The sequence below is a fragment of the Thermodesulfobacteriota bacterium genome, from assembly GCA_040754335.1.
GTDB lineage: Bacteria > Desulfobacterota_D > UBA1144 > Nemesobacterales > UBA2774 > 2-12-FULL-53-21.
Genome location: JBFMCV010000001.1, coordinates 184,454 through 208,351 on the forward strand (window position 1 = coordinate 184,454; position 23,898 = coordinate 208,351).

Here is a 23,898-nt window from a genome sequence, read left to right on the forward strand (position 1 = left end):
TTTTTTATGCTTGAAGAGGTTATATGATCAAGGAGAAATTCGATGGTATGAGTATTTTAAATGAGCTTGGAAAGAAATTGAATTTAGTATTGAAACATTTTGATCTTAGACTGGACCGAATTGGCGACGAAAAAATTTCAATAAATGATTATTCATATTTTCCTAAAACAAGATCATGGTTGGAAACAGTTGGGATTTCAACCTTGCAGGAACAGTTAATCCAAGACGAACCTGCGTTTGCGGATATACTATTATCATTTTCACAATATTCGGAGTGCTTTGAAGCAATACCACTGTATAATAATGGGGATGATACTTGCCCTTACTGGATTAACGACTGGCTACCGGGTCTCGACGCAGTCTCTATATACGGCCTTCTAGCAACCAACAATCCTTCCGTATATTTTGAAATAGGTTCGGGTATTTCAACAATGTTTGCAAAAAGAGCTATCGAAGATCATTATCTCTCAACAAGAATAATGTCGCTTGATCCGGAGCCTAGAGCATCTATTGATGTTATATGCGACGATTTAATACGTTTACCTTGTGAGGAAGTACCTATTTCGCTTTTTGAGAATTTACCGGGTGATATGGTTTTTTTCGTAGATAGTAGCCATAGGGCGTTTCAAAATTCTGATGTAACTGTTTTTTTTACTGAGATATTGCCGTCTCTTCCTGAAGGGTGCGTCTGGGGGCTTCACGACATAGAGCTCCCATACGATTATAAAAGTGATGTGAGAGACCGTTATTATAACGAACAGTACCTTTTGGCAGCTTACCTGTTGGGGGGCGGAGGCGACGATAATATTCACTTGCCGAATGCGTTCATTTCCAGTCGTCTCAAATTGGTCAATATTATCAGAGAAAATATATTTACTTCGAAATACTTTGATGGTGTTAAAAAACACGGTACTTGTTTTTGGATGACGAGAGAGTGTAGCTAATCTTATTATTGTATTATACCACTCATGACAATTACTGCAGGTTGGCTTTGAGTTATCAAAATAATTGATTCGTCAGCTTTCCACCAACCCTAATTCGGATATTGTCATGATTCTCCTAACTTTATGTCCCCACCTGATTACTACGGCCTGCCCTGCTTGCGCCAGCCGTTCTGCTTCCTCCCGCGATACTGCATGGACCTGATAGGTAATGTTGGTGGTCTCTTGACATTGCAATTCATACAGCTTCAATGATTGTTTCATGATGAATCCTCCAGTGACGCTCATTATTACAACATGATGCATCCACCATGCCACCGGATTCCGAAAATAATAATAAGTGATACAGTATAGTTACAACGCTCAATAAGTATTAATTTGAGAATTATGGGTTTTACTGTTTAAGCTGAGCCAAAAGGGATTGTATATTATTGTACAAACGAATCTGTTTACGTTGCGGCAAAGTAAAGTACTCGATATCAATCACCCGTCAGCGACTTACTATGCTCGAGCGGAAGTGGACAGTCTGAGAATACAGATCCCGAATCAGTGGAGGACAGCAACCGTTTTAGGATCGGAATTAAGCTCCGGCATGTTCAGGCACCTTTTCTGGCATCTCACCTTGTCTTTGAAGGCGGAGCATTTGAGAACATCGTCATAGGTCCTGTATGTGAAAATACTCGGCCTGAGTTTCGCTTCCACTATCATCTTCCTGAAGGGGCAGTAAAAAGTCTTCATCGCGGCCCTACGCGACAAGCTGCTGTCTTCTTTTAGAAAATAGATGGATATGGCGACGAGAACACCGAACGCAACGAGCACGGGCAGCACAACGTATGGAATCGCAAACGAAACTAATAGTAAAACAGCCAGAATCAAACCGCCGAAAATTGAAATAACTATATTGAACTTACCCATTATATTCACCCCCTTTCAACGTTATTTCAATGTGATTTATGGTGCATAATTTGTGCCGGATGGCGGTGACGTTATAACCCGTAAGAACTTGCTATTTTTTATCTATATATTTTGAAATGCCCTTATTGTCGGATATTCTGACACTATCCTGCTAAACCGATCGATATGGTAGTGAGGTTACTGCGGCTGGATAGGCTGGTTATAGTAATGTCCGTATAGCGGAATATAAGTTCTTATTCTTCCGCGCCAGGAGGAATAAATGTCACAAGATAAAAGGCCGGTCGCCGTCAATGCAGCCGATGCGCCTGTAAGGTCAAAGCCCTCGAACTACCCCGAGCCGTTCGCTTCCCGGATGGCGGGCAGGGAGAAGCGCCCGCTAGGAGACCTGTTTGGCCTTGCCAACTTCGGCGTCAACCTCACGCGCCTGGCGCCGAACGCAATGTCGTCTGTCCGGCACTACCACACCAGGCAGGACGAGTTTATTTACATCCTGGAGGGGCGCCCTACCTTGCATACCGATGAAGGCCGCACTGTGCTCTCTCCCGGTATGTGCGCGGGCTTCAAGGCCGGCATTGGCAATGGACATCACCTTATCAACGAAACCGATAGGGACGTCGTGTACCTCGAAATAGGGGACAGAACTCCGGGTGACGAAGGACACTATCCCGACGACGATCTCAAGGCTGCGCTTGAGGACGGCAAGTGGCGGTTCGTCCACAAGGACGGAACGCCTTACTGATTGTCTTAACTCAAGGCCTGATCGTTCTCAAAGCTTAATCAACCCGCACCTACTATTATGTCGGAAACGACATGGCAAGGCGTACAATCGAATCAGGCCGTGTTAATTGATTTTGAGCCGGTTTCTTCGGAAGCGGCTTGCTCCCCGCATGTCTTGTTAGCTTCCTCGCTAAATTACTATCGAAATTCAATTCAATTGACATTAGAATTATGCGTGCTATTAGCCACTTGTGCGCAGCATATCTTTACTATTCCAAATTTCCGGTTCTCACCCGGTTTAAGAAAAAGGAGTGGAAGATGATAAGACATTGTATATCTGTTCTCGCGGTTATTTTTTTAGGTCATTCTTTATTCTTTGCGGATTCAGCTTCTGCTCAACTATTGAGCCAGTTAGTAAGTGAAGAAGAGCTGCGTCCCGCTGTAGAGGTTCAAAGAAAAAATGAAAATAAACTCTTTGATAACCCCGGGGTGGTTGCAGTAGGAGTAGGTTTAACCGAGGATGGGAGCGGACCGGCTGTACACGTTTACTTAAATACAAACGCACCCGGAGCCTCGGCTTCCGCCATTTCGAGCCGGTTAAACGGTGTGCCCGTGAGGGTATTCGAAACGGATGAGGTTATCGCATTGGACGGTCCGCCGGGAAATAACCATAAGCAGACATTCGCTCCCCCCGTTCCGATGGGTGTATCCACCGGAAGCGTCAGCATATCCGGGGGATTTGTTACTATAGGGACTCTGGGATATAGAGTCTTTCGGTTAGGGCAGCCGAATAATGTGGGTTACATCACGAACAACCATGTTGCCGGAAGCTCGGGTACAAATCTCTGCCCGGCCATGATTAACCCCGCAAATTTACCTCCGTTCCGCCTGGCTCAGTGTCAGCCCTCTCTCTCCGATGGTGTCGGCTGTGCATCCTCGATAGGAAACCTGGTCCAGGCAGTCCCTATTATCATGGGGGGACTTTATCAAAATACGGTGGATGCGGCTTTTGTGAAGAGCAACCGTAACCTGGTAAATAAAACCATACTGGACATCGGCGATCCAAGTCCGCAGCTGCAGGCTCCGGCCGTTAACCTGGTTGTCCGGAAAAGCGGCAGGACTACTGGTATTACGCAGGGTACGATACAATCGATCAATGTCACGGAAATAGTATCTTACGGTGCGTGCGGGGTAGCCAAGTTTGTAGGTCAGATAGCCATCGTTCCGGGTGCCTTCTCTGCAGCGGGGGACTCCGGGTCGCCTATCCTTGGCGACACAGATTCTTCAGGCCGTAGAAGACCGGTCGGGCTCCTTTTCGCTGGTTCATCTAATGTTACGTTTGCAAATCGTATCAGCGATGTTTTGGGGGCTCTGCATTCCGCGATAGATACTAAATAGTCACTGCGCAGATACGACTCACTGGTCTTGAACTATGTTACCGTTGTCATGGACGCCACAATTACGTATCGGCCGCCCGCACTTTAATTCCCGTACGGATCGATAATATTAACAAGCTATCTCACTTTTTTCGCCAGCGCCGTCGTGAGCCTTTTGTGCGCCTCGGACCTGTCTTCCGGGTCTATGTGGACGTCGAGGATGTAATAGTTTTCACTGTCGCCGATGGCCTTGGTCAGCGCCTCTTCGAGCTCGTCCTCGGTTTCGACATCGAAGCCGATTCCGCTCCCGAAGACTTCGGGCAGACGGCCGTATCTCCAGTTAAGCACGTCGTTGAATCCGCCGTCGATCATCGGGCGCTCCGTCCCGTAACCGCTGTTGTTGAACACGATTATGATCGGGTTCTGCTTGAATCTGACTATCGTGGACAGCTCCATACCGGTCATCTGGAACGCACCGTCACCGACGAGGACGAGGGGACGCAGGTCAGGCCTCGCCGCCTGCACCCCGAGGCTTGCAGGAACCGCGAAACCGAGCGAGCAGTAGTATGCGGGGCATAAAAATTCCGTTTCTCTCTGAATGACCATATCCAGAGCCCCGAGCATGGCATCGCCGGGGTCCGCGATCACGACCGTTTTTTCGTTAAGGTGCGAGTTAAGTGTCCTGAACATGAAATTCACACTGACCTTCTTGTTCTTGACAGGACGCGGGTGTGTAGGCAGAGGGGGGTTCGGTATCTTCGTGCTCTTCCGTCGGCGGATGTTTCCTTTTAAAAGCCCGTTCATAAAATCGTAAATGCTTATGTCTTCATACGTGTGGTATTTGATGGACACGCCTTCGCTCGTGGCGTATATTGTGTTCGTCCGGTCGATCTTCGCCGTATAGATGCCGAGATTCACGTCGGTCATAAAAGCGCCCAGGAGAATCAGGCAGTCGCTCGACTCCACGTATTCCCGGACGGCTTCCCTCCCCATCGCCCCCTCGTATACGCCGATGCAGAGCGGATGAGTCTCGCTGATAACGGATTTCCCCAGTATCGTTGTAACGAAAGGTATATTCGTTTTATCGAGGAGCTCCATGAGCTCGTCCTGGAGTCCGAAACGGTGTATCTCGATCCCCGCTATTATGACGGGCTTTCTTGACTTGTTTATCATGGCGGTCGCTTCCGCGAGCGCTTCCTTGAGTGTTTCGGACTCGCTTCCCGGAGATTCCCGGCGGAGCGCCTTGTACGGTTTTACGGGAAGCGCTACGATGTCCCGCGGCAGCTCGATATACACCGGCCTTTTATATCTCAGGGCTGAATCTAGCACGCGGTCGATCTCGAGCGCGGCCGTCTCTGCGTCGTCTATGAGGACGGAATCGACCGTCAGCTCGCGGAATACCTTGAGCTGTGTATCGAATTCCCTGACCTTGTGGTGGAGGAGCGGGTTTCTGAGGCGCTCCTTTATGCCGGGGGCTCCGCTGATGACCACTACGGGGGATTTTTCGGCGTATGCCTGAGCGGTCGTGTTGGCTACTTTCAGGCCTCCGACGCAGTATGTGATGCATACGACCCCTATCCCCTTGACCCTGGCATATGCGTCGGCCGCGAACCCGGCGCCCTGCTCGTCGCATGTGTTTATCAGCTTCAGCTTGCTCTCTTCGATCTCCTTGAAGAAACTGAGGGCATAATCGCCCGGAACCCCGAACACGTGCCGGACACCCAGGTCGTAGAGTTTCTTGATGAGGTATTGACCGACTGTCGTATGATTCCGCATTAGGAGTCCTCCGGAGCGTGAAATTTTCTTCAGTCTAAATTTAATCCCTTCCCGGCCCGTGTCAAAAACGGAAATCCATTTCACGTATGAAAACCTGAGCTTGGTTCCGGAACGCGCACTATGTGAGGGGGAATTGAAATAACCCACAACAGCTTACTGAAGACTGGACTATCTGCGGACCATAAATAACCTGCCGTGTGCGTAATCAGTTTGCATCATATGATCTTGGTAATTATACCCGGGAATACCTCAGGCTCCGGAGACGTGCATGCCTACCCATTCGCGCAGCCGTTTCACGAAACGGCCGGGGTGGTCCATGTGCACCCAGTGGCCTGCGTCCTCGAATACCTCGAGGATCAAGGCGGGGAAATGGGCTCTGAGGAGCTCCTCGTGCTCCCAGACTTTATATTCGGACCTGCCTCCCGCGATCACGAGTGTAGGTCCTTCGTAAACCGCCCGGGGAGGGAGCTCGAAGGTTTCTTCCGCTGCGAACCTCTCTAGCTCGGGAAGGTTGCAGCGCCAGTAAAATTCTTCCGCGTCGTTCCGTCTCAGGTTCTGAAGTAAAAACTGCCGCACAGCCGGGTTCGGGATTTTCCCCGACAGTGCCCTGTCGGCGTCCGCACGTATGCTGATGGTTCTAAGGTCGAGCTCCATAAGGGCGTCGAGTATCTTCCTTAGCCCTTCTGATCTGCGCCCCGGGACTATGTCCACAACTACGAGGCTCGAGACCGCCGCCGCATCCGATGTCGCTACCGCTATGGCCGCGAGCCCGCCCATGGAATGTCCCACAATGTGAGGCGGCCCCTCGCAGTTAGTCTCGATAAGATGCAGGATGTCGTCCCGCATCGCCTCGACGGTGTGAGGGCCGTGAGGAGAATCCCCGTGGTTCCTTAGATCGGGGACGATCACGCGGCAGTCTTCGGACAACTCCCGCATGATGCGCTGCCAGTTCCGAGAGGACCCCAGGAGTCCGTGCAGTATGACGACTTCGGGGCCTGAGCTCCCGGATTTAATAATGTTGAGTTCCATCTTTATTTTTCTTCCGTCGTGGATAGGTCTACGTGCATTCGCACGGTCAAGCTTTTCACATGGCCGGACGCTCCGGATGACCTCATGACCGGAACTTTTTCCAGTAGCGCACGAGTCCCCCTACGTTCATCCAGAACGGGTCGGCCAGCTCGTATGCTTCGATTAATTCTTTGTCCGCTCCTGCCTTGACGAGTATCTCTCTGAACATACTTTCCATCTCGATTATCATTTCCTCTTCGGTCTTTCCCTGTTTCAGTCTCTCCTCCGTCCATTCGGTAACTTCGAGAAGCCTGTTTTCGAGCTCTTTCAGGTGGCGTTCTGCATCGTCCGACTTGCCGAAATGAGTGAGATACATGGCTTGCGGTTTCAAGTTCATTATTTTTCGTATCGACTCCCGCCAGAGCTCGATGTTGATATCAGGCGGAGGTGTCGGCGGCAACACCGGGCCGTTTTCTATGCGTATGCCGGCCGTGTCTCCCGTGAACAGGACATCGTCCACGAGATAAGAATGATGGTGTGACGCGTGCCCGAGTGTTTCAACAGCCTCGATACTGATATTCCCGATTTTTTTCTTTTCCCCGTCCCGGATTTCATGAATATTATCCCTCGCTATGGGCCTGATTTCGCCCCAGAGCGTTTCCATCTGTTCGTTGTAAATCCGTCTTGCGGATGCAACGAGCTTTACTGGGTCGGCCAGATGCGGGGCCCCGGCCGGGTGAACGTGGATCCTTGCGCCTGAGTCGGCAAAGCGCCAGGCTGCGCCTGAGTGATCGAGGTGAATGTGAGTGACAAAAACGTTTCTTATGTCTTTTATGTAGTAACCGAGATCGTTCAGGCTCTTTTCGAGCTTGTGGAAAGTCGTATCGGGACCGGTCTCAATCAGTACGGGTCCGCCGCCGTTTTCGATAAGAAATGATGCTATAACCCGATCTTTGAAGAAGTGATGGTCTATGGTGTGTATCTTCATTTAAAAAACTCCGGATAGTTTTGAATTTGTGTCTGTGTACGCAAATGTTCCTGTCTGTTATGATGTAGAATCTATGTGTAAAAGCTCTCGTCGCTCACAACAAATTACAAGCCCGGTCAAATGAATATACTCGAATTCTCCTCGCTCGTCTTTCTCGGCTCTCTGCTCGCGGGCTTCCTCGGCTCGGCGACGGGCCTGGGCGGCGGGGTTGTGATAGTGCCTCTCCTGGTGCTCGGTTTCGGCGTTGACATACGGTACGCTATGGGCGCGTCCCTGGTTTCGGTTATTGCGACCTCTTCTGCGGCGGCCTCCGCTTACGTAAAGGAGGGGTTCAGCAACATAAGGGTAGGGATGTTTCTCGAAATAGCCACAACGGCAGGCGCCGTCGCCGGAGCCGCCGTAGCCACGAGCATCGCCCCTTCGGCGATCGCGGTAGTATTCGGACTCGTGCTTCTGTATTCCGCCTACCAGTCCGGCTTCTCCCGTCACAAAGACTCTGCTCCCGGAGGGCCCGACAATCTGGCCACGCGGCTCAGGATGAACTCAGAATACCCGACGCCGGAGGGTCCCAAGAGTTACTATGTCCGCGCGGTGCCCGGGGGCTTCGGGATCATGTTTATTGCAGGCGCTCTTTCAGGGCTGCTCGGCATAGGTTCGGGGGCGCTCAAGGTGATAGCCATGGATCAGGTCATGCGCCTGCCTTTCAAGGTCTCGACGACTACGAGCAACTTCATGATCGGCGTCACCGCCGCCGCGAGCGCTGGCGTTTTCTTGAACCGCGGGTACGTCGATCCGGGTCTCGCCATGCCCGTGATGCTGGGCGTGCTCTTCGGCTCTCTTGCCGGCACCCATTTTCTGCTGAGGGTGTCGACACGAGTTCTCCGAATCGTTTTCGCGGCCGTTATTCTGGTGCTTGCTATAGAGATGCTGTATAAAGGGCTTGCAGGGGGGTTCTGATTAGATGGAAAAGAAAGGCGGAATGAGCGATGAGCGGATCGATCTGATAATCGGCAACCTTCTCAGGGTAGATGTGATATTATCTGCTGTATTCGTCTTGACAGGCGCCGTTATTTACCTGATACGGCACGGCGCGGAGATGCCGGATTACGGCGTCTTCACGGGGGTGCCCAAGAACCTGCGCGGCCTCAGGAAGATAGTAGAGGCGGCGTGGCAGATCAGAAGCGTGGGAATTATACAGCTGGGACTTTTACTGCTCATCGCCACACCCGTCGCGCGCGTCGTTTTCTCGGTCTTCGCGTTCCTGTTGCAGCGTGACTATATGTACGTCGTTTTTACGCTGATCGTGCTTACGGTGCTCCTCCTCAGCATAACGGGGGTAATAATTTAACCTCGATGCGGGGTCCGAAGATGAACCGGAATAAAGAAATTACGATCGACGGCTCATACGGCGAAGGCGGCGGGCAGATTGTCAGGACAGCCGCCGCATTGTCCGCGATAACGGGCGTTCCCTGTCGTATTTACAATATCAGGATGAACCGGAAGAATCCGGGCCTCGCGCGCCAGCACGTGCTGGGTCTGAGGGCGCTCGCGCGTCTCTCTGGCGGAGAGCTCACTGGCGATAGTCTCGGGTCGACCGAGATAACGCTCGTTCCCGGCAGGATGACTTCTGCTTCGCTCGACGTCGATATCGAGACCGCGGGAAGCATCACGCTCCTCCTGCAGACGCTCCTGCTGCCGTCCTTCTTTGCTCCCGGAACGGTACATATCGGCTTTCACGGCGGTGCGACCGACACGTTCTTCTCGCCCGTGATCGATTACCACAGGTTCGTCTTCTCGAATTTGCTCGCAAGGCTGGGGCTCAGTTGTGTGACCGAGGTCGTGAGGCGCGGTTTTTACCCCAGGGGCGGAGCCGAGGTCGGAGTCAAGGTTATACCGGAAAGCGTTTCGAATTGGATATGCACGGAGCGTGGACGCTTGCGTAAGATTCTCATTCTGTCGGGGGCCGCCGAGGTACTGAAACCCAGACGGGTTTCGGAGCGTCAGGCGGAGGCCGCTTTAAAAACTCTCGGCTTCGGAACCGGGGTGCCGATCGAAAACGTAGTCGAATACTTCCCGACGCTATCGGCAGGGAGCACCATCACAATAGTCGGCGAGTTCGAGAATACGGCGATAGGTGCGGATTCCCTGGGCAGTCCGGGGAAGAGGGCGGAGGCCGTCGGAGACGGAGCAGCCCGGATGTTCCTCCATGAATTTAATTCAGGCGCATGTCTCGATGCGCACGCCGCCGACCAGGTCCTTCCTTATCTGTCCATGGCGGAGGGGGTGTCCCGGTTCACCACTTCCCGAATCAGCAGGCACACTGAAACGAATATATGGGTCTTAGGCAGGTTTCTGGATAGAAGAATAGAGGTCGAGCCGCTCGGCGCGGGGGCGGTTATAAGGATTACATGACAGCTACTCCAGACTGAAAATAATTATCCGTAGTGGACTCTTGCACCTGGGTTGTGTTCTCTTAAGAGGCTTATCGTATGACGCCCGGTATTTCTTCGTGTAAACCCTCTCAACCGCTACGCTCTCAGCCCACGCAATGAATTGAAATACAACGCCGACGGCTCCCTCTGCCTGTACATTCAAAATGCGTCTCCCCCGGCGCTGACGAGGAATCCAACTGGCTTCCTGCACAGAAAGACGATTCCATGCCCTGCTTGTCGAACGAGACGCCCCCCTCTATACTCGACGGCTCGTGGAGCCCTCCGTCCCTTATTCTGGTGAAGTAATCAGCGCGACAGCACATTCTTTCTAATATCGCGTTTTATTCAATGTCTCGGACGGCGACTCCCCGTAAAGGCTCTTGTATTCGACGGAGAACCTGCCGAAGTGCCAGAAGTGCCACTTGGCCGCGATGTCGGTTACCGTTGTATCTTCGGGGTCTGCTATTAGCAGATCTCTACGGGCTCGTGCATACCTCACGAGCCTGAGATACCTGATCGGGCTTATCCCGAAAAATTCCTGGAAAGCATAATAGAGTGTTCTCATGCTGATACTTAGGGCGGAGCAGAGGTCTAGCAGGTGTATTGGCTTATAGGAATTGGCTTTCAGGAAATCGATAGAGAGCTTAATAATATGCTCGTGTGTTTTTTTGCCTCTGCGTCTCTTTGAAGCTGTATTTAATGTATTGCTAAGGATTAGTATTTGGGAGTTGATCAGGGACCATTCCATTCCCTTGATAACATCCGGATTCTGAAATATCGCCGGATTTGAATTCACAAGCTCGGTTATTTCATTCACAATATCGTAGAACAAATCGAGAGACGCATATTCCTGACACCTTAGGTATGCTGATACACTTTTTCGTGTGTCTAACTTTACGTTCAATGGATCGAGAATGGACTCCTCGAAATGATTAGGTTTGAATGTAATGTATGTCCATTTGCATGAACCGTTTGTAGTGGCCATGTAATCTGAATTTTTTCTGTAGAACATGAAAGATTTGCCGTCGATGTCATAGCCGTTGCAGATGGTGGGAAAATCCCCCGTGATTTTAAAAACCATTCCGCTCCTCACCTTATCGGTTGTAGCGTTTGCCAGGTGTCCAGCTCCGAAGTGTCCCACCTGCAGGTTTATGTTCTCCAGGAAGACTTGCGTCAGGCTCGAAGGAAATTCAGACCGGCCTAGTTGCATAAGTTCAATGTCGGCATGTTTTATATACTGCGCCAGTTCTTCAAGCTCCTCTGTTTCAATTCTGACCAGAAAACCGGGAGTCGTTGCCGGGATTTTATCTTCTTTCATTCCTTAATATTTTCACTTCCGTATATGAATTTTCCGTAAATTTGCAAAATTCGGATAGACACGATTTATCAAGGATTATATATTGGCACACAGATGCTTTTCAAATTTATTGATATTAAAGAGATCACTATGAATGGGGCTCGTTAAATGTATTAAAGGGGGTAACGTGCGCCGACTGCCATGACCCAAATAATCTCAAACCGAGAGGAAGGGGACAATGAGCTTTATTAGGGTTGCCCGATGGCAGAAGGGCACGATGCCCCCTCTCCTCAATAGACAATTTTATCATATTGCAAAATTCGGATAGACATTATTTATCGATAATTATACAATAAAATGGAGGGGGTTAGGACCGCAAATACAACACAAAAACACAATAAATTATTATTTAGTCTGAGGAAGTTACCTGCATTATATGGAATTGAGCAGATAACAAAATAAAGGAGATCATTATGAAGATATGCAGAGGGGTTTTAGTATGTATCGCTATAGTCTCAGTCGCTCTTTATACATCCTTCTTGGGCGGTGTAGCAGCGTTCGCCCAGGGGAAGGGTGCCTGTGCGGGTGACGTACAAACATTCTGTAGCGAAGTTCAACCCGGGCAGGGAAAGATAATTCAATGTTTGAAGCAAAATATTGAGTCGCTATCCCAGGGTTGTAAGGACCGTATCCTGGAAGTCGCAGAACAGGTTGCCGGGGCTAACCAAGCATGTGAGGAAGATATTTTCACGCTCTGTCCGGGTGTTCCAGCCGGAGGGGGGCAGGTTGCACAATGCCTCAAGGCTAATCAAGCCCTGCTTTCTCCCCAATGCGCGGCCGCGATGTCTGAGGTGGGGAACTGAAGCCGGGATTAGGTTGCACCCTGTTGTATTGATGGGTTGGATAGGTAAGTCGGAGTTCATAAATGAGTTCATGAAAGAAACAGGGGGCATGGATTGTGATGTCGGCTCTTGGTTTGTTGCTTGCTGCGGGGACGGTCAGCGTTCAGCAAACAGGATAAGGTGATCAGAGTAAAAGTGCGCAGGAAGCAATGGCCGTGGCGAAGCGGATGGCGGATTTTCTGTCCCAGCTCCAGCGCTTCAGCGTTACGGCAGATATAGGCTTCGACGCGGTGCAGGACGACGGCCAGAAGATCGAGTTCGGAGAGACCCGCAAGGTCCTGGTCGACCGTCCGAACCGTCTCCGCGTAGAAGAGACCAAGCGTAACGGGTCTGAGAGCGAGCTGATATTCGATGGCAACACCATCATGCTCTATTACGCGAAGGATAACGTTTATGCATTGGCGGACAGACCGGGTACAATCGACGACGCCGTTTCATACTTCGTCAACGACCTCGGCATGCGCTTGCCTCTTTCACAGCTCCTTAACAGCAAGCTTGGCGCGAATTTGTCAGGACGGAAACGGTCCGCCTCTTATGTTGAGAAATCGTCCATTAACGGCATTCCTTGTGATCAAATCGCTCTCCGCGTGGCGGATGTCGACATGCTTCATGTATTGAGCCAGCTCGTCAATCTCCCGAGCAGCGAGCCTTATAAATGGGAGGGTTATTGAAGATGGAGCAGTTACAGGATCCATTGTCTAAACATTTTTTCACAATTTGAATCATATTGCAAAATTCGGATAGACAATAATATCAATCGGACTATAATAAAAAAGGGGGTATCTGCAAAAATTCATTGATATTAGTTCGCAATTAATATCCAAATGTTATCAATAAGTTGCAGAATTCACTCAAAATTTGTTTTGTAATCATCTTGCTTAGCACGCGGCAAAAAAGGAGATAACAAACGATGAAAATATCAGCTAATTCCCTCAAAACCTTGAAAGACTCCCGTCTGGTGCTTGTTTTGGCGGCAATGCTGCTGGCAATCGTTATGGGGATTGGTTGTAAACCTTCCTCAAGCCAGACTCCGCAGCTAATGTTTGTACAGAGTGCGGACGACCTCAAGGTGGATCCTGTTGCAAAAACCTTCCGGCTGCTGAATGTAAACCAGCAGACCCTGTACTTCTCCGACCGTCCGGTGCGTATCGCCGGGCATCTCAAAATGACTGATTATCTCAAGGAATGGACAGCGAAAGCCGGCAAGGACAACTTTGGCGCGGACCCTCCGAATGCCACGCTATCCGTTTATGAGCCGGGAAAACCTGACAATACCACCGTTGTGGTCGAGATCACCAACCCGGTAATCGACGGTTCAGACCTAATCTATAACTACAAGATCATAGAAGGCACAATGCCTGCCGCTGGAGGAGCAACCACGCTGTTCATTGATTGGATCGGGGTCGGCGGCGGTGTTGGAGCCGGCTTCCACGGGGTCGGTGTAGGTGCCCGCGGTCCCGGCGTCTTATAACCTGCCTGGCTCGGGTTTCAATAACGTTATTGCCGATAAGTCGATCTATGAACTATTTTTGAATGAACATCAGGGAGGGTATTCATGAGCTGCAGGAATAAATTGTCGAGTTTAATAAACATAAAAGCCGTTTTAGTCTTATTAATACTGATCTCGGTGTTGCCCGTGCGAAGTTATGGCGACAGCCCGGACGTTGATCCCAAGGCCGATCAAGTGTTGCGCAAAATGAGCGACTACCTTGCTCAGCTTCAGCAATTCAAGATACAAACCGAAAACGCGCTTGAGATCGTCCTCATATCGGGCCAGAAGATTCAGTACAACAATCAGGTTGAAATCGCAATAAAGCGACCTGATAAGCTTCGTGCCGACAGAAAGGGGGAAGTTTATGACCAGGAATTCTATTATGACGGTAAAACGCTTACGCAATACAGCGAAGGCGCTAACGTATATGCCACTATAGAGGCACCGCCCACCCTAGATGGAGCACTTGACTTTGCCATGGCGACCCTCCATATCGAAGCTCCGGGGGCCGATTTAGTTTACAGTAATTCTTACAATATCCTTATGGAAGACGTTATATCGGGGATTTACGTTGGGATGACTATCGTGGACGGAGTAAACTGCCATCATCTCGCTTATCGCAAAAATGACGTTGACTGGCAGATTTGGATAGAAGACGGCGATAAGCCTTTGCCCAAGAAATTTGTAATTACGACTAAATGGTTGACCGGCGCGCCTCAATATACGATAACAGTCAAAAGCTGGGACTTATCCCCAAAGCTTAAAGACGACATGTTTACATTTGTACCCCCTAAGGACGCACAGAAAATTGAATTTGTTCGTTATACGAATTAAGTGGGGAAACGAAATTAGGTAGCAGTATAGGAGAAGAGTCGTGAGTATCGTTCTAAGAACTTTAATAATCTCGGGTTGCCTGTTTTTAATGTTTTCCATTGATGTTCCGAATGACATACCGTCAGGAGTAGATGTTGTGTCTGAGGCAAAGGCCGGCCCAGCCGGTCCCGGCGGTCCTGCAGGTCCTGGTGGCCCAGCCGGTCCCGGCGGTCCTGCTGGTCCTGGTGGCCCAGCCGGTCCCGGCGGTCCTGCTGGTCCTGGTGGCCCTGCTGGTCCGGTTGGAGTTGGGGGAGTTGGTATTGGGGGTCCGGTTGGTGTTGGTGGAGTTGGTGTTGCGGGGGTAGCCCGACAAACGACTAGAACAGTTGCCAGATGACTACTTTATAACAAGAAGAGCACCCACTGAGGATGCTCTAATGATCGAGTTCGTAACACAAATAAAGCAGGGTTTATGAATCAATTGATGATAATGGAGGAAAGCCATGTTGACAGTTACTAGGACGTTAATATTTTCAAGCATTCTATTTCTAATGTTTTCCATAGATGTACTGAATGAAATAAAGTCGGGAGTAAATATTGTTACTGAAGCGAAGGCATGGATTCCCGGTCCGGTAGGTGTCGGAGGATTCGGTGTCGCGGGGGTAGCCCGTCGCACCACGAGGAGAGTAGTTGTCGGGACTACTGCAGTGGTGACTAGCGCCGCAGCGACTACCGCCGCTGTGGATGCTACGTATGCTGCCACGGCTCCGCCACCCCAACAAGTCGTCGTTGTCGATCAAACACCACAGGTCGCCCCGCAGTCTGGTACGGCTGTACCTATAGGTACGACAATTCTGTCCTTGCCGGCAGGTTGCTCATCAGTATCAGCGGCAGGGGGGACTTATTTCAACTGTGCCGGGGTTTATTACCAGCCTTCTTATCAGGGGAACACCCTGGTCTATATTGCTGTACCGACGCCATGAGTCATTGTAGAGATGCTGTGATTAATAGTAGATTATCAGATTTATTTGTGTGAACACCAAACTAGAATTATTAAAGAGGGGGTAGTTATGGAGATCAAAAAGCAAGTATTTTTTATCCTTGCGTTTGTTTTCATCACCATGCCGACTTTCGCCGAAGAAACCCCGCAGCGTAACGCCTATTTCGGCGAAACCCACGTCCACACGAGCTGGTCGCTCGACGCTTTCAGCATGGGGAACACAATCACCAATCCCGGCGACGCGTACAAGTACTTCAAGGGTGAGCCGATCAAGCACCCGCTGGGTTACGAAGTAAAGATCGACACGCCGCTCGACTGGGCAGGCGTTACTGACCACTCCGAATACGCAGGAGTGGTCCAGGCCGCAAACGAGCCTGGCTCCCCGGTCAGTAAGATCCCGGAAGCTGCACCCCTGGTCCTGAAGGCCAGGACGAAAGAAGAAATGACGCGGGTCGCCCTGTACGCCATCAACACTTTGGCCTCCGGGCCGCCCATAAAGGCTCTCATGTCTCCGGAGATAGCCGGCACGGTTTGGAAGAAGAACGTCGAGCTCGCCGAGCAAGCGAACCAGCCCGGGAAGTTCACGGCTTTCTGCTCCTACGAATGGACCTCGATGCCGAACAACATGAATCTCCACCGCAATATCTTCTTCAAAGACTGCGCCAAGGTGCCGGCGATGCCCTTCAGCGCTCTCGACTCTTTCGACCCCGTGGATCTCTGGAGCTGGATGGACACGCAGCGGAAAGCAGGCAACGAGCTCCTTGCAATCTCGCACAACGCCAATCTTTCTGACGGCCGCATGTTCCCGACCGAGGTCGACATCAAAGGCCGCCCGATCGATGCCGCCTATGCCGCGTCACGTGTCCGCAACGAGCCGCTGATCGAGATGAAGCAGCTCAAGGGCACCTCGGAGACTCACCCCTTGCTCTCGCCCACAGACGAATTCGCCAATTTCGAGATCATGTCGGTTCTGCTTGGAAATCCGCCGGGCCGCATTCCGCACATCGTAGGTAGCTACGTCCGGCAGGCCTTGAAGGACGGCCTCGCCATGCGGGATACCGAAGGTTTTAACCCCTACAAGTTCGGCTTCGGGGCCGGGTCGGATTCGCACAACACCGCAGTCCCGTACCGTCAGGACAACTTCTTCGGCGGTCATTCTTTTACGGACGGTACGATCGAGGTGCGCATGTCCGGCACACTGGTCGGCGGGATGTTCGACGCGCGCACCGAAGGCACCGGCGGGCTGACCGGCGTATGGGCCGAAGAGAACACGCGCGCCTCGCTGTTCGAGGGCATGAAGCGCAAGGAAACTTTCGCTGTCAGCGGCCCTCACATCAAGGTGCGCCTATTCGGAGGCTGGGAGTATTCTCCTGAGATGGTGGAGCAAAAGGACTGGGTCAAGGCCGGTTATGAAAAGGGCGTGCCGATGGGTGGCGACCTGCCGCCTATGAAGTCCGGGGCGCCTACCTTCATGGTGTGGGCGGTAAAGGACCCGACTTCCGGCAATCTCGACCGCATACAGATCGTAAAGGGCTGGACGAAGAGCGGCCAGAGCTTCGAGAAGATATTTGATGTGGTCTGGGCAGGCGACCGCAAGCCTGACAAATGGACGGGTGTGGTGCCGCCGATCGAGAGCACTGTGGACATCGACAACGCTACCTACACCAACACAGTCGGCTCGACGGAGCTTAAGGCGGTTTGGACCGATCCGGAATTCGACCCCGGTTTGCATGCCTTTTACTACGCCCGTGTGCTGGAGATACCGACGCCGCGCTGGACAACGATCCAGGCGAAACAGCTGGGTATCGCTCCGCCTGATGTCGCATCCGCCACTATACAGGAGCGTGCATGGACTTCGCCGATCTGGTACACCCCGAGCGCCGAGGCGCACAAGAGCGCAAAGCCCGGACTCACGGTGACCGACCTGAAGAATAAGGGTGCGGTGCAACTCGACGACGCTCAATTGAAGGCGCTGATCGTGGAGAAGTCGGTATGGTTGCAGAACACAGTGACGGGTGACAAGTACATGATCATCTACGGCGCCCTGGGGAAAGGGGCCACTGCCGAACCGCTCACACCTGTCGAGCCCGGGTACGTTACCCAGCGTTTTCCAACCAACCAGGGACAGTTTCAGGTACGGTACGTCGGAAAGGATGTAGCCACGCAGAGCCTGACAGGCGATACGTTCGATGCCAGCTATCTCGGCACCTCCCGGACGTACAACATTCAGAACGGCATGATAGTCACGGAGCTAGTCGGCACGCCCATCGAGATATCCGTTTACAAGATGGGTGACAAATATTACGGAGCGCGCAGCAATGAGTTCGGGTATGCAAACTACGAGATTATTCCCGCTGTGGCGGAACTGAGCCCTATACGGTGAGCAATATGATAGGATACAAGAGGGACTATTTCGCAGGAGAAGGTCGATGAAACAATTGTTGCGCGAGCCTCTCCTGCATTTCCTTCTGATAGGACTCCTGTTGTTCGGTGTGTATGGATACATGCACCGAGGTAATGGGGGAGACGAGTCGTCCAATCAGATAGTCCTGACCATGGATGACCTACGTCTGATGAACTCGTACTTTGTTTCGCAATGGCATCGCCAGCCGACTCCGGAGGAATTCCGGGCAATGGTGGAAGACAGGGTCCGTGAGGAAGTTCTCTACCGCGAGGCTTTGGCGATGGGTCTCGACAAGGACGATACCATTGTGAAGCGCCGCATGGCACAGAAGATGCAATTCCTGGCCGAGGATGTCGCCACCGCTCGTGAACCGACGACCGCAGAGCTCAAGGCGTGGTATGAAAAGAATACCGACGCGTTCGCGTTGCCGAGCCGCATCAGCTTTCGTCATTTGTACTTTTCTCCAGATCTTCGGAGTCAGAGTGTGCACGATGATGCGGTGAAAGCCCTTGAGGAAATAGCCGGCGAGCCGGAAGACTCGATGCTCGCCGCATCTCTCGCCGATCAGTTCATGTTCCAGGACTATTACGCGGACCGTACGACGGAGCAGTTAGCCAAGGAGTTCGGCCCCCAGTTCGCGACAGCTGTGTCCAAACTGGAGGCAGGCATGTGGCAGGGTCCGGTCGAGTCCGGCTACGGCTGGCACTTGGTGTTCGTCGATTCAGTGATCCCGGGCCGTATTCCCGCATTCGAAGAAATTGAGCCGGATGTGAAGACCGCGTGGCTTGGCGAACAAAAGCAAAAGACCTGGGAGAAGGCTTACCGGGAGATGCGCGTGAAGTACGAAGTGCTTCTGCCCGCACCTTCCAATGAATCGGCGAAAGCATACGTTCCACCCCCAAAGAAACAGGCTCCCGCTCTCTCGGGGGAGGCTCCGCTGTGACGAGGTACTCTTCCACCGTTTTTCTCAAGCTCGCTCTCGCGACAATCTTTGCCCTGCTGGCAGGAGTTTTCATATCGGTTCCATTTACCCAGGCGCACGAGACACGCCCTGCTTACCTTGAAATCAAGGAAACCGGTCCCGGCCGGTTCAGCGTGCTCTGGCGCACCCCTGTACTCTCGGGCATGCGCCTTCCGGTCATTCTGAAATTTCCTGACGGTGTGCGCGATGTTACTGAGCCGGTGATACAGGAATTAACGGACTCGCTCCTCGAGCGCCGAGTAGTCGAAGCTGAAAGCGGCACGCTCGCCGGGAAGCGTATCGAGTTTGTCGGGTTGCAGGCCACTATCACCGACGTTCTCGTTCGGGTGCAGACGCTAGACGGAGTATACTCGACCACGCTCGTTAAGCCCTCACAGCCCTGGATGGAGATATCTGCGCCGAAGGGGCCGCTTGCTGTGGCGGGCGCCTACCTTGTCCATGGTATCGAGCACATTCTCTTCGGCGTAGACCATCTCCTCTTCGTACTCGCCCTCGTGCTCATAGTAAGAAGCTACCGTGTCCTGCTCCTGACTATCACTTCATTCACTGTCGCGCACTCAATCACACTCGCACTTGCAACGCTGGGCGTCGTCAATGTGCCCGGCCCTCCTGTGGAGGCTGCGATTGCGCTTAGCATCCTGCTCGTTGCCGTAGAAATCGTCCGGCAGGAGCGGGGACAGTCCGGCATGACGGCGAGGTGGCCGTGGGTGGTCGCATTTTCGTTTGGTTTGCTGCACGGTTTCGGCTTTGCCGGTGCTCTCACTGCAATTGGGCTTCCGAAGAGTGACATCCCTCTGGCATTGTTCACGTTCAACGTCGGGGTCGAAATCGGACAATTGGCGTTTATAGGCGCGGTTCTCGTTGTGATTGCGCAGGCGAGACGAATTAAGATCGCTCCGATCTTCGACCGTTACGCATTGCCCGCGGCAACATACACGATAGGAGCATTAGCGGCTTTCTGGTTCATCGAGCGGTTGGTTGGGTTCTGGAGATGAACATTCGATAATTTTTGATAGGAGGTTGGGAGATGAAAAATTACTTCGTGTATGCGATTCTAATAATTATATCGATTTCTTTTTCCATGGGAAATTCTGCTTTCGCTCAGGCCGACTGGGTAAACGAGCGACTGAATGACGAGAGCGGCCTGAGCTGGTTGGACGGAGGGTCATACCGGATAGCGTTTAGTGACGGGGGTGATTCTTCGGAAGCTGCCGGAAACGAAACGCTCTACGCACAGGCCGACGAGACTACCACTGATACAACCTACATCGAAGCTCCGTCGAAAGAATGGCATTTCTCCATTATCCCTTATTTATGGATGATGGGGATAAACGGGAAGGTGGGAGTAAAGGGCCGGACCGCGAATGTAGATGTTTCATTTTCTCAAATATTCGAGAACCTGGATTTCGCGGCCGAGGTCCACATGGAGGCGTGGAGGGAGAGGTTTGGATTTTTTATCGATGCAACTTATTCGAAGATAGCATTGACGAAAAATGTGTCGCTCAGACAGGACCGCACTCTCAATATCAAAAACGTGAGTCAGTTCTTTCTCGGAGAATTTGGAGGATTTTACAGGGTTGGCACATGGCCCATAGGGACTGTAAGTTCCGAATCCAAGACAAAAACTTCGATTACATTTGATCTGCTCGGGGGCGGACGTTACTGGTGGCTTGAAGATGAAATAGATTTGAGAGGCCCGCTCGGTCAAAATCCTGAGTTCAGCGGGAGCGAGAGCTGGTTCGATTTCATCGTCGGCGCGCGTGCCAAGCTGGACATTAACAAATTTTTCATTGCGCTGAGGAGCGATATAGGCGGGTTCGGATTCGGCTTCTCTTCGGATATCTCCTGGAATATCGCCGGATACATCGGCTACGAGCTGCCGTGGTATAAGATAACGCCGATAATCGGCTACAGGGCGCTATACGATAAATACTCGAACGGGAGCGGGAACAACCGTTTCTTGTGGGACGCGTGGATGTACGGCCCGCAGATCGGGATCGGATTCCAGTTCTGAAAATTGGATGCAAGTATCACCGGATATTGGTAACCCGTAGTGTATATACCTGAGCGGGAGATATTCACGGTTTACGAACGGCTTGATACTGCCTGCACTTTCTGTCCCCTCCACATTGTTTCTCCCCTTCATCTCTTGTTTGGGAACATTGCATATTGATAAAAATAGGAGCTGCATTAATATTTGTGGCAAAGGAGAAAGAAATGAAGATACGATCGCTTACGGTGATCATTACACTTCTGATTTTCGGGGTCCTTCTCTCCCCGGCAACTGGCGTAGCACAGCAGGAAGATGAGACAGGGGTCGTGTTAAAGCCGTCTCCTGATGTAATCAGCAAAGCAGAGAACCCCTCTCCTCCCCCCGACGCGAAAGAGGGTTCCTCGATCGGCGAGGACGGCATGACAGTGAACACCCAAAATTCCCCCAGAGATACAGATTTTCTCTGGATTCAGGAGATAGACACGGACGGCAACGGAGATATGGAGTCCGCGAACCTCATTTGGGACGGCGAGGACAAGATCCTCTACTTCTATTATGAGGGCGATTTCAAGTGCAAAAACGGAAAAACGGCCAAGGGTGCGGCGCTTATAGGCGTGAACGGAAAAGACAATCCTCGGAACAAGCCTGCAGGCTCCGGTTTTTACGCCGTATCCCTCGACAAGGGTGAATGCGGCGCGGAGGAGGCGGGGCTCTGGGGCTGCAGGTTCGACACGGCCGGGAATCCCACGGTATGCGGTGTCGTGGGGTTAGACGACAAATACGACGATATTGTCATACTGACGGCGAGTGAATAACGACCGCTTCGTTCTACAGTGACTAAATAATCCGGGAAACCATCGGGAGGCAGTTATGAAGATATTGAAGGATGCTTTTGTAATTGCATATATACTTGCTGCACTGGCTGCAATAAATTTTACAACGGCTCAAGCCGGTGCTCTCAACGCGGACAGCATCGTCGGGAAATGGAAGGACCCCGACGGCTCAGCAGTCGTTCGGATCGAGAACAAGGGCGGTTACTACGAAGGAGTTGTCGTGGAGAACGCCGAAAACCCGGGCTCAGTTACCACTGTGGTTTTCAAAAACCTTGTATATGACAATACGGACAGCATCTGGAAAGGGACCGTATATTCGATTAAAAAGAATAAGGACTTTAACGTCAAGATCAGTATGGACTCGGGCGACAGCTTCACAATGACCGTAAAAGCGGGCCTGGGATCCAAGAAGTTCGAGTGGGCGCGGGTCGAATAACAGTTCTTCCCGGATGCTGCTCCACTCCGCATGTTCACCCAGTGGTAGAAGGGCTTCCATTCTTTATAACTGCCGGGGCTACCGCCATTCGCACGGAGATTATTGAAATACCCGCCATATCCTTCCGATATTGAATAATTTTTGAGAAGCAATAGAATTAACTGGAAGCTGCCACAGTGCGCGAACGGCGTGTTCATCGTTACGGGGAGCACGGCGTCCGTGGCGTCCCGTAGCTGGGAAGTCCGGATTATTATAAAGATGCTTAAGAGAATTTTCCTTAGTGTTATATGCATTATATCTGCGGCCGCGGCCGGCTGCGGCGGGAGTTATTCCCCAAAGCCGCCTGAGGAGGTCTCATTCCTCGACAGGGCGGAGACGCAGAGCCGCGGCGGTCTAACTGTTTCCGTGGCCGTGCTCAGCCGCGAGGAGAGCGAGGAGGTCTTCGGGGTGGACCTGGCCTCAAACGGAGTCCAGCCCGTCTGGCTCGACATTGAGAACAATACGGGAAAGCCTTACTTCTTTATGCCGATCGCTCTCGACCCCGACTATTTCTCGCCTAACGAAGTCGCCTTCATGAACCACCTCAAGTTCAACCGCAAGGCCAACAGAGATATGGACGAGCATTTCTCTGAATACGGTATTCAAATAGAGTTCATTATGCCGGGCGAAAGGGACAAGGGGTTCGTATACACGAACCTCGATCCAGGCTTGAAGTTCGTGAACGTTACGCTATACGAGATAGACGGTACCGAGAATTTCTTTTTCTATTTTGAAGTGCCCGGTATTCAGCCGGACTACGAGAACGTCGATTTCTCGTCCCTCTATACGAAGGACGAGATAGTGTATATAGACGATGAGACCGAGCTCCGAAAAGCTCTCGAAGCGCTACCCTGCTGCACGACGGGGAGCGACGGCGGCGGCGGAGGAGAGCCCGTAAACGTAGTCCTGATAGGCGACCCGGACGACATATCGTCCGCGGTCGTGCGGAGGAAATGGGATGTTACGGAAGCCGAAACGGGAAAGTTCAGGTTCGATCTCGGCCGGGCGTTTTCTCCGGAAAGCTACAGGACATTCCCGATGGCGAGTCTATATCTCTTCGGCAGAAGGCAGGACGTGAGCCTTCAGAAGTCTAGACGTGTGACGGACGCGTCGTACCGTCAGAGGAATACGCTCAGGCTCTGGCTCACGCCCTTGAGATTTAAGGGCCAGACGGTCTGGGCCGGAGCCGTGAGCAGGGACATCGGCTCCGACCTCAGGATCAGGAAATACTGGTTCGCAGCGCAGGAGATAGACCCCGATATCGACGAGACGAGGGACTATCTTGTGGAGGACCTGGTGCTCTCCCAGAACGTACGGAGGCTGGGCTTCGTGGACGGCGTGGGTGTGTCATCGTCAGCGGATCCGATGTATAACCTTAGCAAGCTCCCCTGGTGGTCTGACGGCTACAGGGCGGTGCTTCTCTTCGTGAAAGACCAGATAACGCTCGGGGACCTCGATTATTTCGGTTGGGAAGACGTCGGCGTCATTTACGACGGAAGCGGGAAGGGGACAGAGACGATGGCTCCCGCCCGGGAAGACGGGGGAGAGTGATTC

Annotated in this window: 23 protein-coding genes; 18 read left to right on the forward strand and 5 right to left on the reverse strand. The window is 51.9% G+C overall.

Translation table 11 applies throughout. The features are described 5' to 3' along the window. Positions 1-23 precede the first annotated feature (23 nt). Positions 24-944: a class I SAM-dependent methyltransferase gene (locus AB1598_00885; GenBank protein MEW6143550.1), complete on the forward strand. Its 921-nt coding sequence runs from the start codon at positions 24-26 to the stop codon at positions 942-944. Between the two features lie 543 nt (positions 945-1,487). On the opposite strand, the gene AB1598_00890 is transcribed toward AB1598_00885, so the two are convergent. Beyond that, positions 1,488-1,856, reverse strand: a complete 369-nt coding sequence (locus AB1598_00890; protein ID MEW6143551.1) for a hypothetical protein — start codon at positions 1,854-1,856, stop codon at positions 1,488-1,490. A gap of 259 nt (positions 1,857-2,115) precedes the next feature. Here AB1598_00890 and AB1598_00895 point away from each other — a divergent pair, with 259 nt between their 5' ends. Beyond that, positions 2,116-2,595: a cupin domain-containing protein gene (locus AB1598_00895; protein MEW6143552.1), complete on the forward strand. Its 480-nt coding sequence runs from the start codon at positions 2,116-2,118 to the stop codon at positions 2,593-2,595. 137 nt (positions 2,596-2,732) lie between these two features. After that, positions 2,733-3,971, forward strand: a complete 1,239-nt coding sequence (locus tag AB1598_00900; protein MEW6143553.1) for a hypothetical protein — start codon at positions 2,733-2,735, stop codon at positions 3,969-3,971. A 116-nt stretch (positions 3,972-4,087) separates the two neighbouring features. Here AB1598_00900 and AB1598_00905 read toward each other — a convergent pair whose 3' ends face one another. From AB1598_00905 to AB1598_00915, 3 genes are all read right to left on the reverse strand, one after another. Next, a complete protein-coding gene (locus AB1598_00905) occupies positions 4,088-5,725 on the reverse strand; it encodes a thiamine pyrophosphate-binding protein (GenBank protein ID MEW6143554.1) in 1,638 nt (545 codons plus the stop codon). A gap of 249 nt (positions 5,726-5,974) precedes the next feature. Next, positions 5,975-6,754, reverse strand: a complete 780-nt coding sequence (locus AB1598_00910; protein ID MEW6143555.1) for an alpha/beta fold hydrolase — start codon at positions 6,752-6,754, stop codon at positions 5,975-5,977. A gap of 82 nt (positions 6,755-6,836) precedes the next feature. After that, positions 6,837-7,721 carry an MBL fold metallo-hydrolase gene (locus AB1598_00915; protein MEW6143556.1) on the reverse strand — a complete coding sequence of 295 codons (885 nt, stop codon included), beginning with the start codon at positions 7,719-7,721 and terminating at the stop codon, positions 6,837-6,839. A 120-nt stretch (positions 7,722-7,841) separates the two neighbouring features. Here AB1598_00915 and AB1598_00920 point away from each other — a divergent pair, with 120 nt between their 5' ends. From AB1598_00920 to AB1598_00935, 4 genes are all read left to right on the forward strand, one after another. Next, on the forward strand, positions 7,842-8,678 hold the full coding sequence (locus tag AB1598_00920) for a sulfite exporter TauE/SafE family protein (protein MEW6143557.1): 837 nt from the start codon (positions 7,842-7,844) through the stop codon (positions 8,676-8,678). Between the two features lie 4 nt (positions 8,679-8,682). Continuing rightward, entirely contained in the window at positions 8,683-9,069 is a 387-nt protein-coding gene (locus AB1598_00925) for a DUF1634 domain-containing protein (protein ID MEW6143558.1), read from the forward strand. Between the two features lie 20 nt (positions 9,070-9,089). Continuing rightward, a complete protein-coding gene (gene rtcA, locus AB1598_00930; GenBank protein MEW6143559.1) occupies positions 9,090-10,133 on the forward strand; it encodes an RNA 3'-terminal phosphate cyclase in 1,044 nt (347 codons plus the stop codon). A gap of 141 nt (positions 10,134-10,274) precedes the next feature. Further along, positions 10,275-10,454, forward strand: a complete 180-nt coding sequence (locus AB1598_00935) for a hypothetical protein (GenBank protein MEW6143560.1) — start codon at positions 10,275-10,277, stop codon at positions 10,452-10,454. Between the two features lie 27 nt (positions 10,455-10,481). On the opposite strand, the gene AB1598_00940 is transcribed toward AB1598_00935, so the two are convergent. Further along, a complete protein-coding gene (locus AB1598_00940; protein ID MEW6143561.1) occupies positions 10,482-11,471 on the reverse strand; it encodes a helix-turn-helix domain-containing protein in 990 nt (329 codons plus the stop codon). A 452-nt stretch (positions 11,472-11,923) separates the two neighbouring features. Between AB1598_00940 and AB1598_00945 the strand changes: the two genes are divergently transcribed. The 11 genes from AB1598_00945 to AB1598_00995 all read left to right on the forward strand — a co-directional run bounded on the left by AB1598_00945 (position 11,924) and on the right by AB1598_00995 (position 23,895). Beyond that, positions 11,924-12,313: a cysteine rich repeat-containing protein gene (locus AB1598_00945; GenBank protein MEW6143562.1), complete on the forward strand. Its 390-nt coding sequence runs from the start codon at positions 11,924-11,926 to the stop codon at positions 12,311-12,313. Positions 12,314-12,501: 188 nt separating this feature from the next. Next, positions 12,502-13,023, forward strand: a complete 522-nt coding sequence (locus tag AB1598_00950) for a DUF2092 domain-containing protein (GenBank protein ID MEW6143563.1) — start codon at positions 12,502-12,504, stop codon at positions 13,021-13,023. A gap of 239 nt (positions 13,024-13,262) precedes the next feature. After that, positions 13,263-13,823 carry a hypothetical protein gene (locus AB1598_00955; GenBank protein ID MEW6143564.1) on the forward strand — a complete coding sequence of 187 codons (561 nt, stop codon included), beginning with the start codon at positions 13,263-13,265 and terminating at the stop codon, positions 13,821-13,823. Between the two features lie 84 nt (positions 13,824-13,907). Next, on the forward strand, positions 13,908-14,678 hold the full coding sequence (locus tag AB1598_00960; protein MEW6143565.1) for a DUF2092 domain-containing protein: 771 nt from the start codon (positions 13,908-13,910) through the stop codon (positions 14,676-14,678). 1,100 nt (positions 14,679-15,778) lie between these two features. Then, complete coding sequence (locus AB1598_00965) at positions 15,779-18,040, forward strand: DUF3604 domain-containing protein (protein MEW6143566.1); 2,262 nt, start codon at positions 15,779-15,781, stop codon at positions 18,038-18,040. A 46-nt stretch (positions 18,041-18,086) separates the two neighbouring features. Continuing rightward, a complete protein-coding gene (locus AB1598_00970; GenBank protein MEW6143567.1) occupies positions 18,087-19,004 on the forward strand; it encodes a peptidylprolyl isomerase in 918 nt (305 codons plus the stop codon). A gap of 44 nt (positions 19,005-19,048) precedes the next feature. Then, complete coding sequence (locus tag AB1598_00975; protein ID MEW6143568.1) at positions 19,049-20,038, forward strand: HupE/UreJ family protein; 990 nt, start codon at positions 19,049-19,051, stop codon at positions 20,036-20,038. A 32-nt stretch (positions 20,039-20,070) separates the two neighbouring features. Next, positions 20,071-21,057 (forward strand): hypothetical protein, encoded by a 987-nt coding sequence (locus AB1598_00980; protein ID MEW6143569.1) that lies wholly within the window; start codon positions 20,071-20,073, stop codon positions 21,055-21,057. A gap of 203 nt (positions 21,058-21,260) precedes the next feature. Continuing rightward, positions 21,261-21,851, forward strand: a complete 591-nt coding sequence (locus tag AB1598_00985; GenBank protein MEW6143570.1) for a hypothetical protein — start codon at positions 21,261-21,263, stop codon at positions 21,849-21,851. Between the two features lie 55 nt (positions 21,852-21,906). Beyond that, a complete protein-coding gene (locus AB1598_00990; protein ID MEW6143571.1) occupies positions 21,907-22,305 on the forward strand; it encodes a DUF2147 domain-containing protein in 399 nt (132 codons plus the stop codon). Between the two features lie 141 nt (positions 22,306-22,446). After that, positions 22,447-23,895, forward strand: coding sequence for an LssY C-terminal domain-containing protein (locus AB1598_00995; protein ID MEW6143572.1), 1,449 nt, complete (start codon positions 22,447-22,449; stop codon positions 23,893-23,895). The last annotated feature ends 3 nt before the right edge of the window (positions 23,896-23,898 follow it).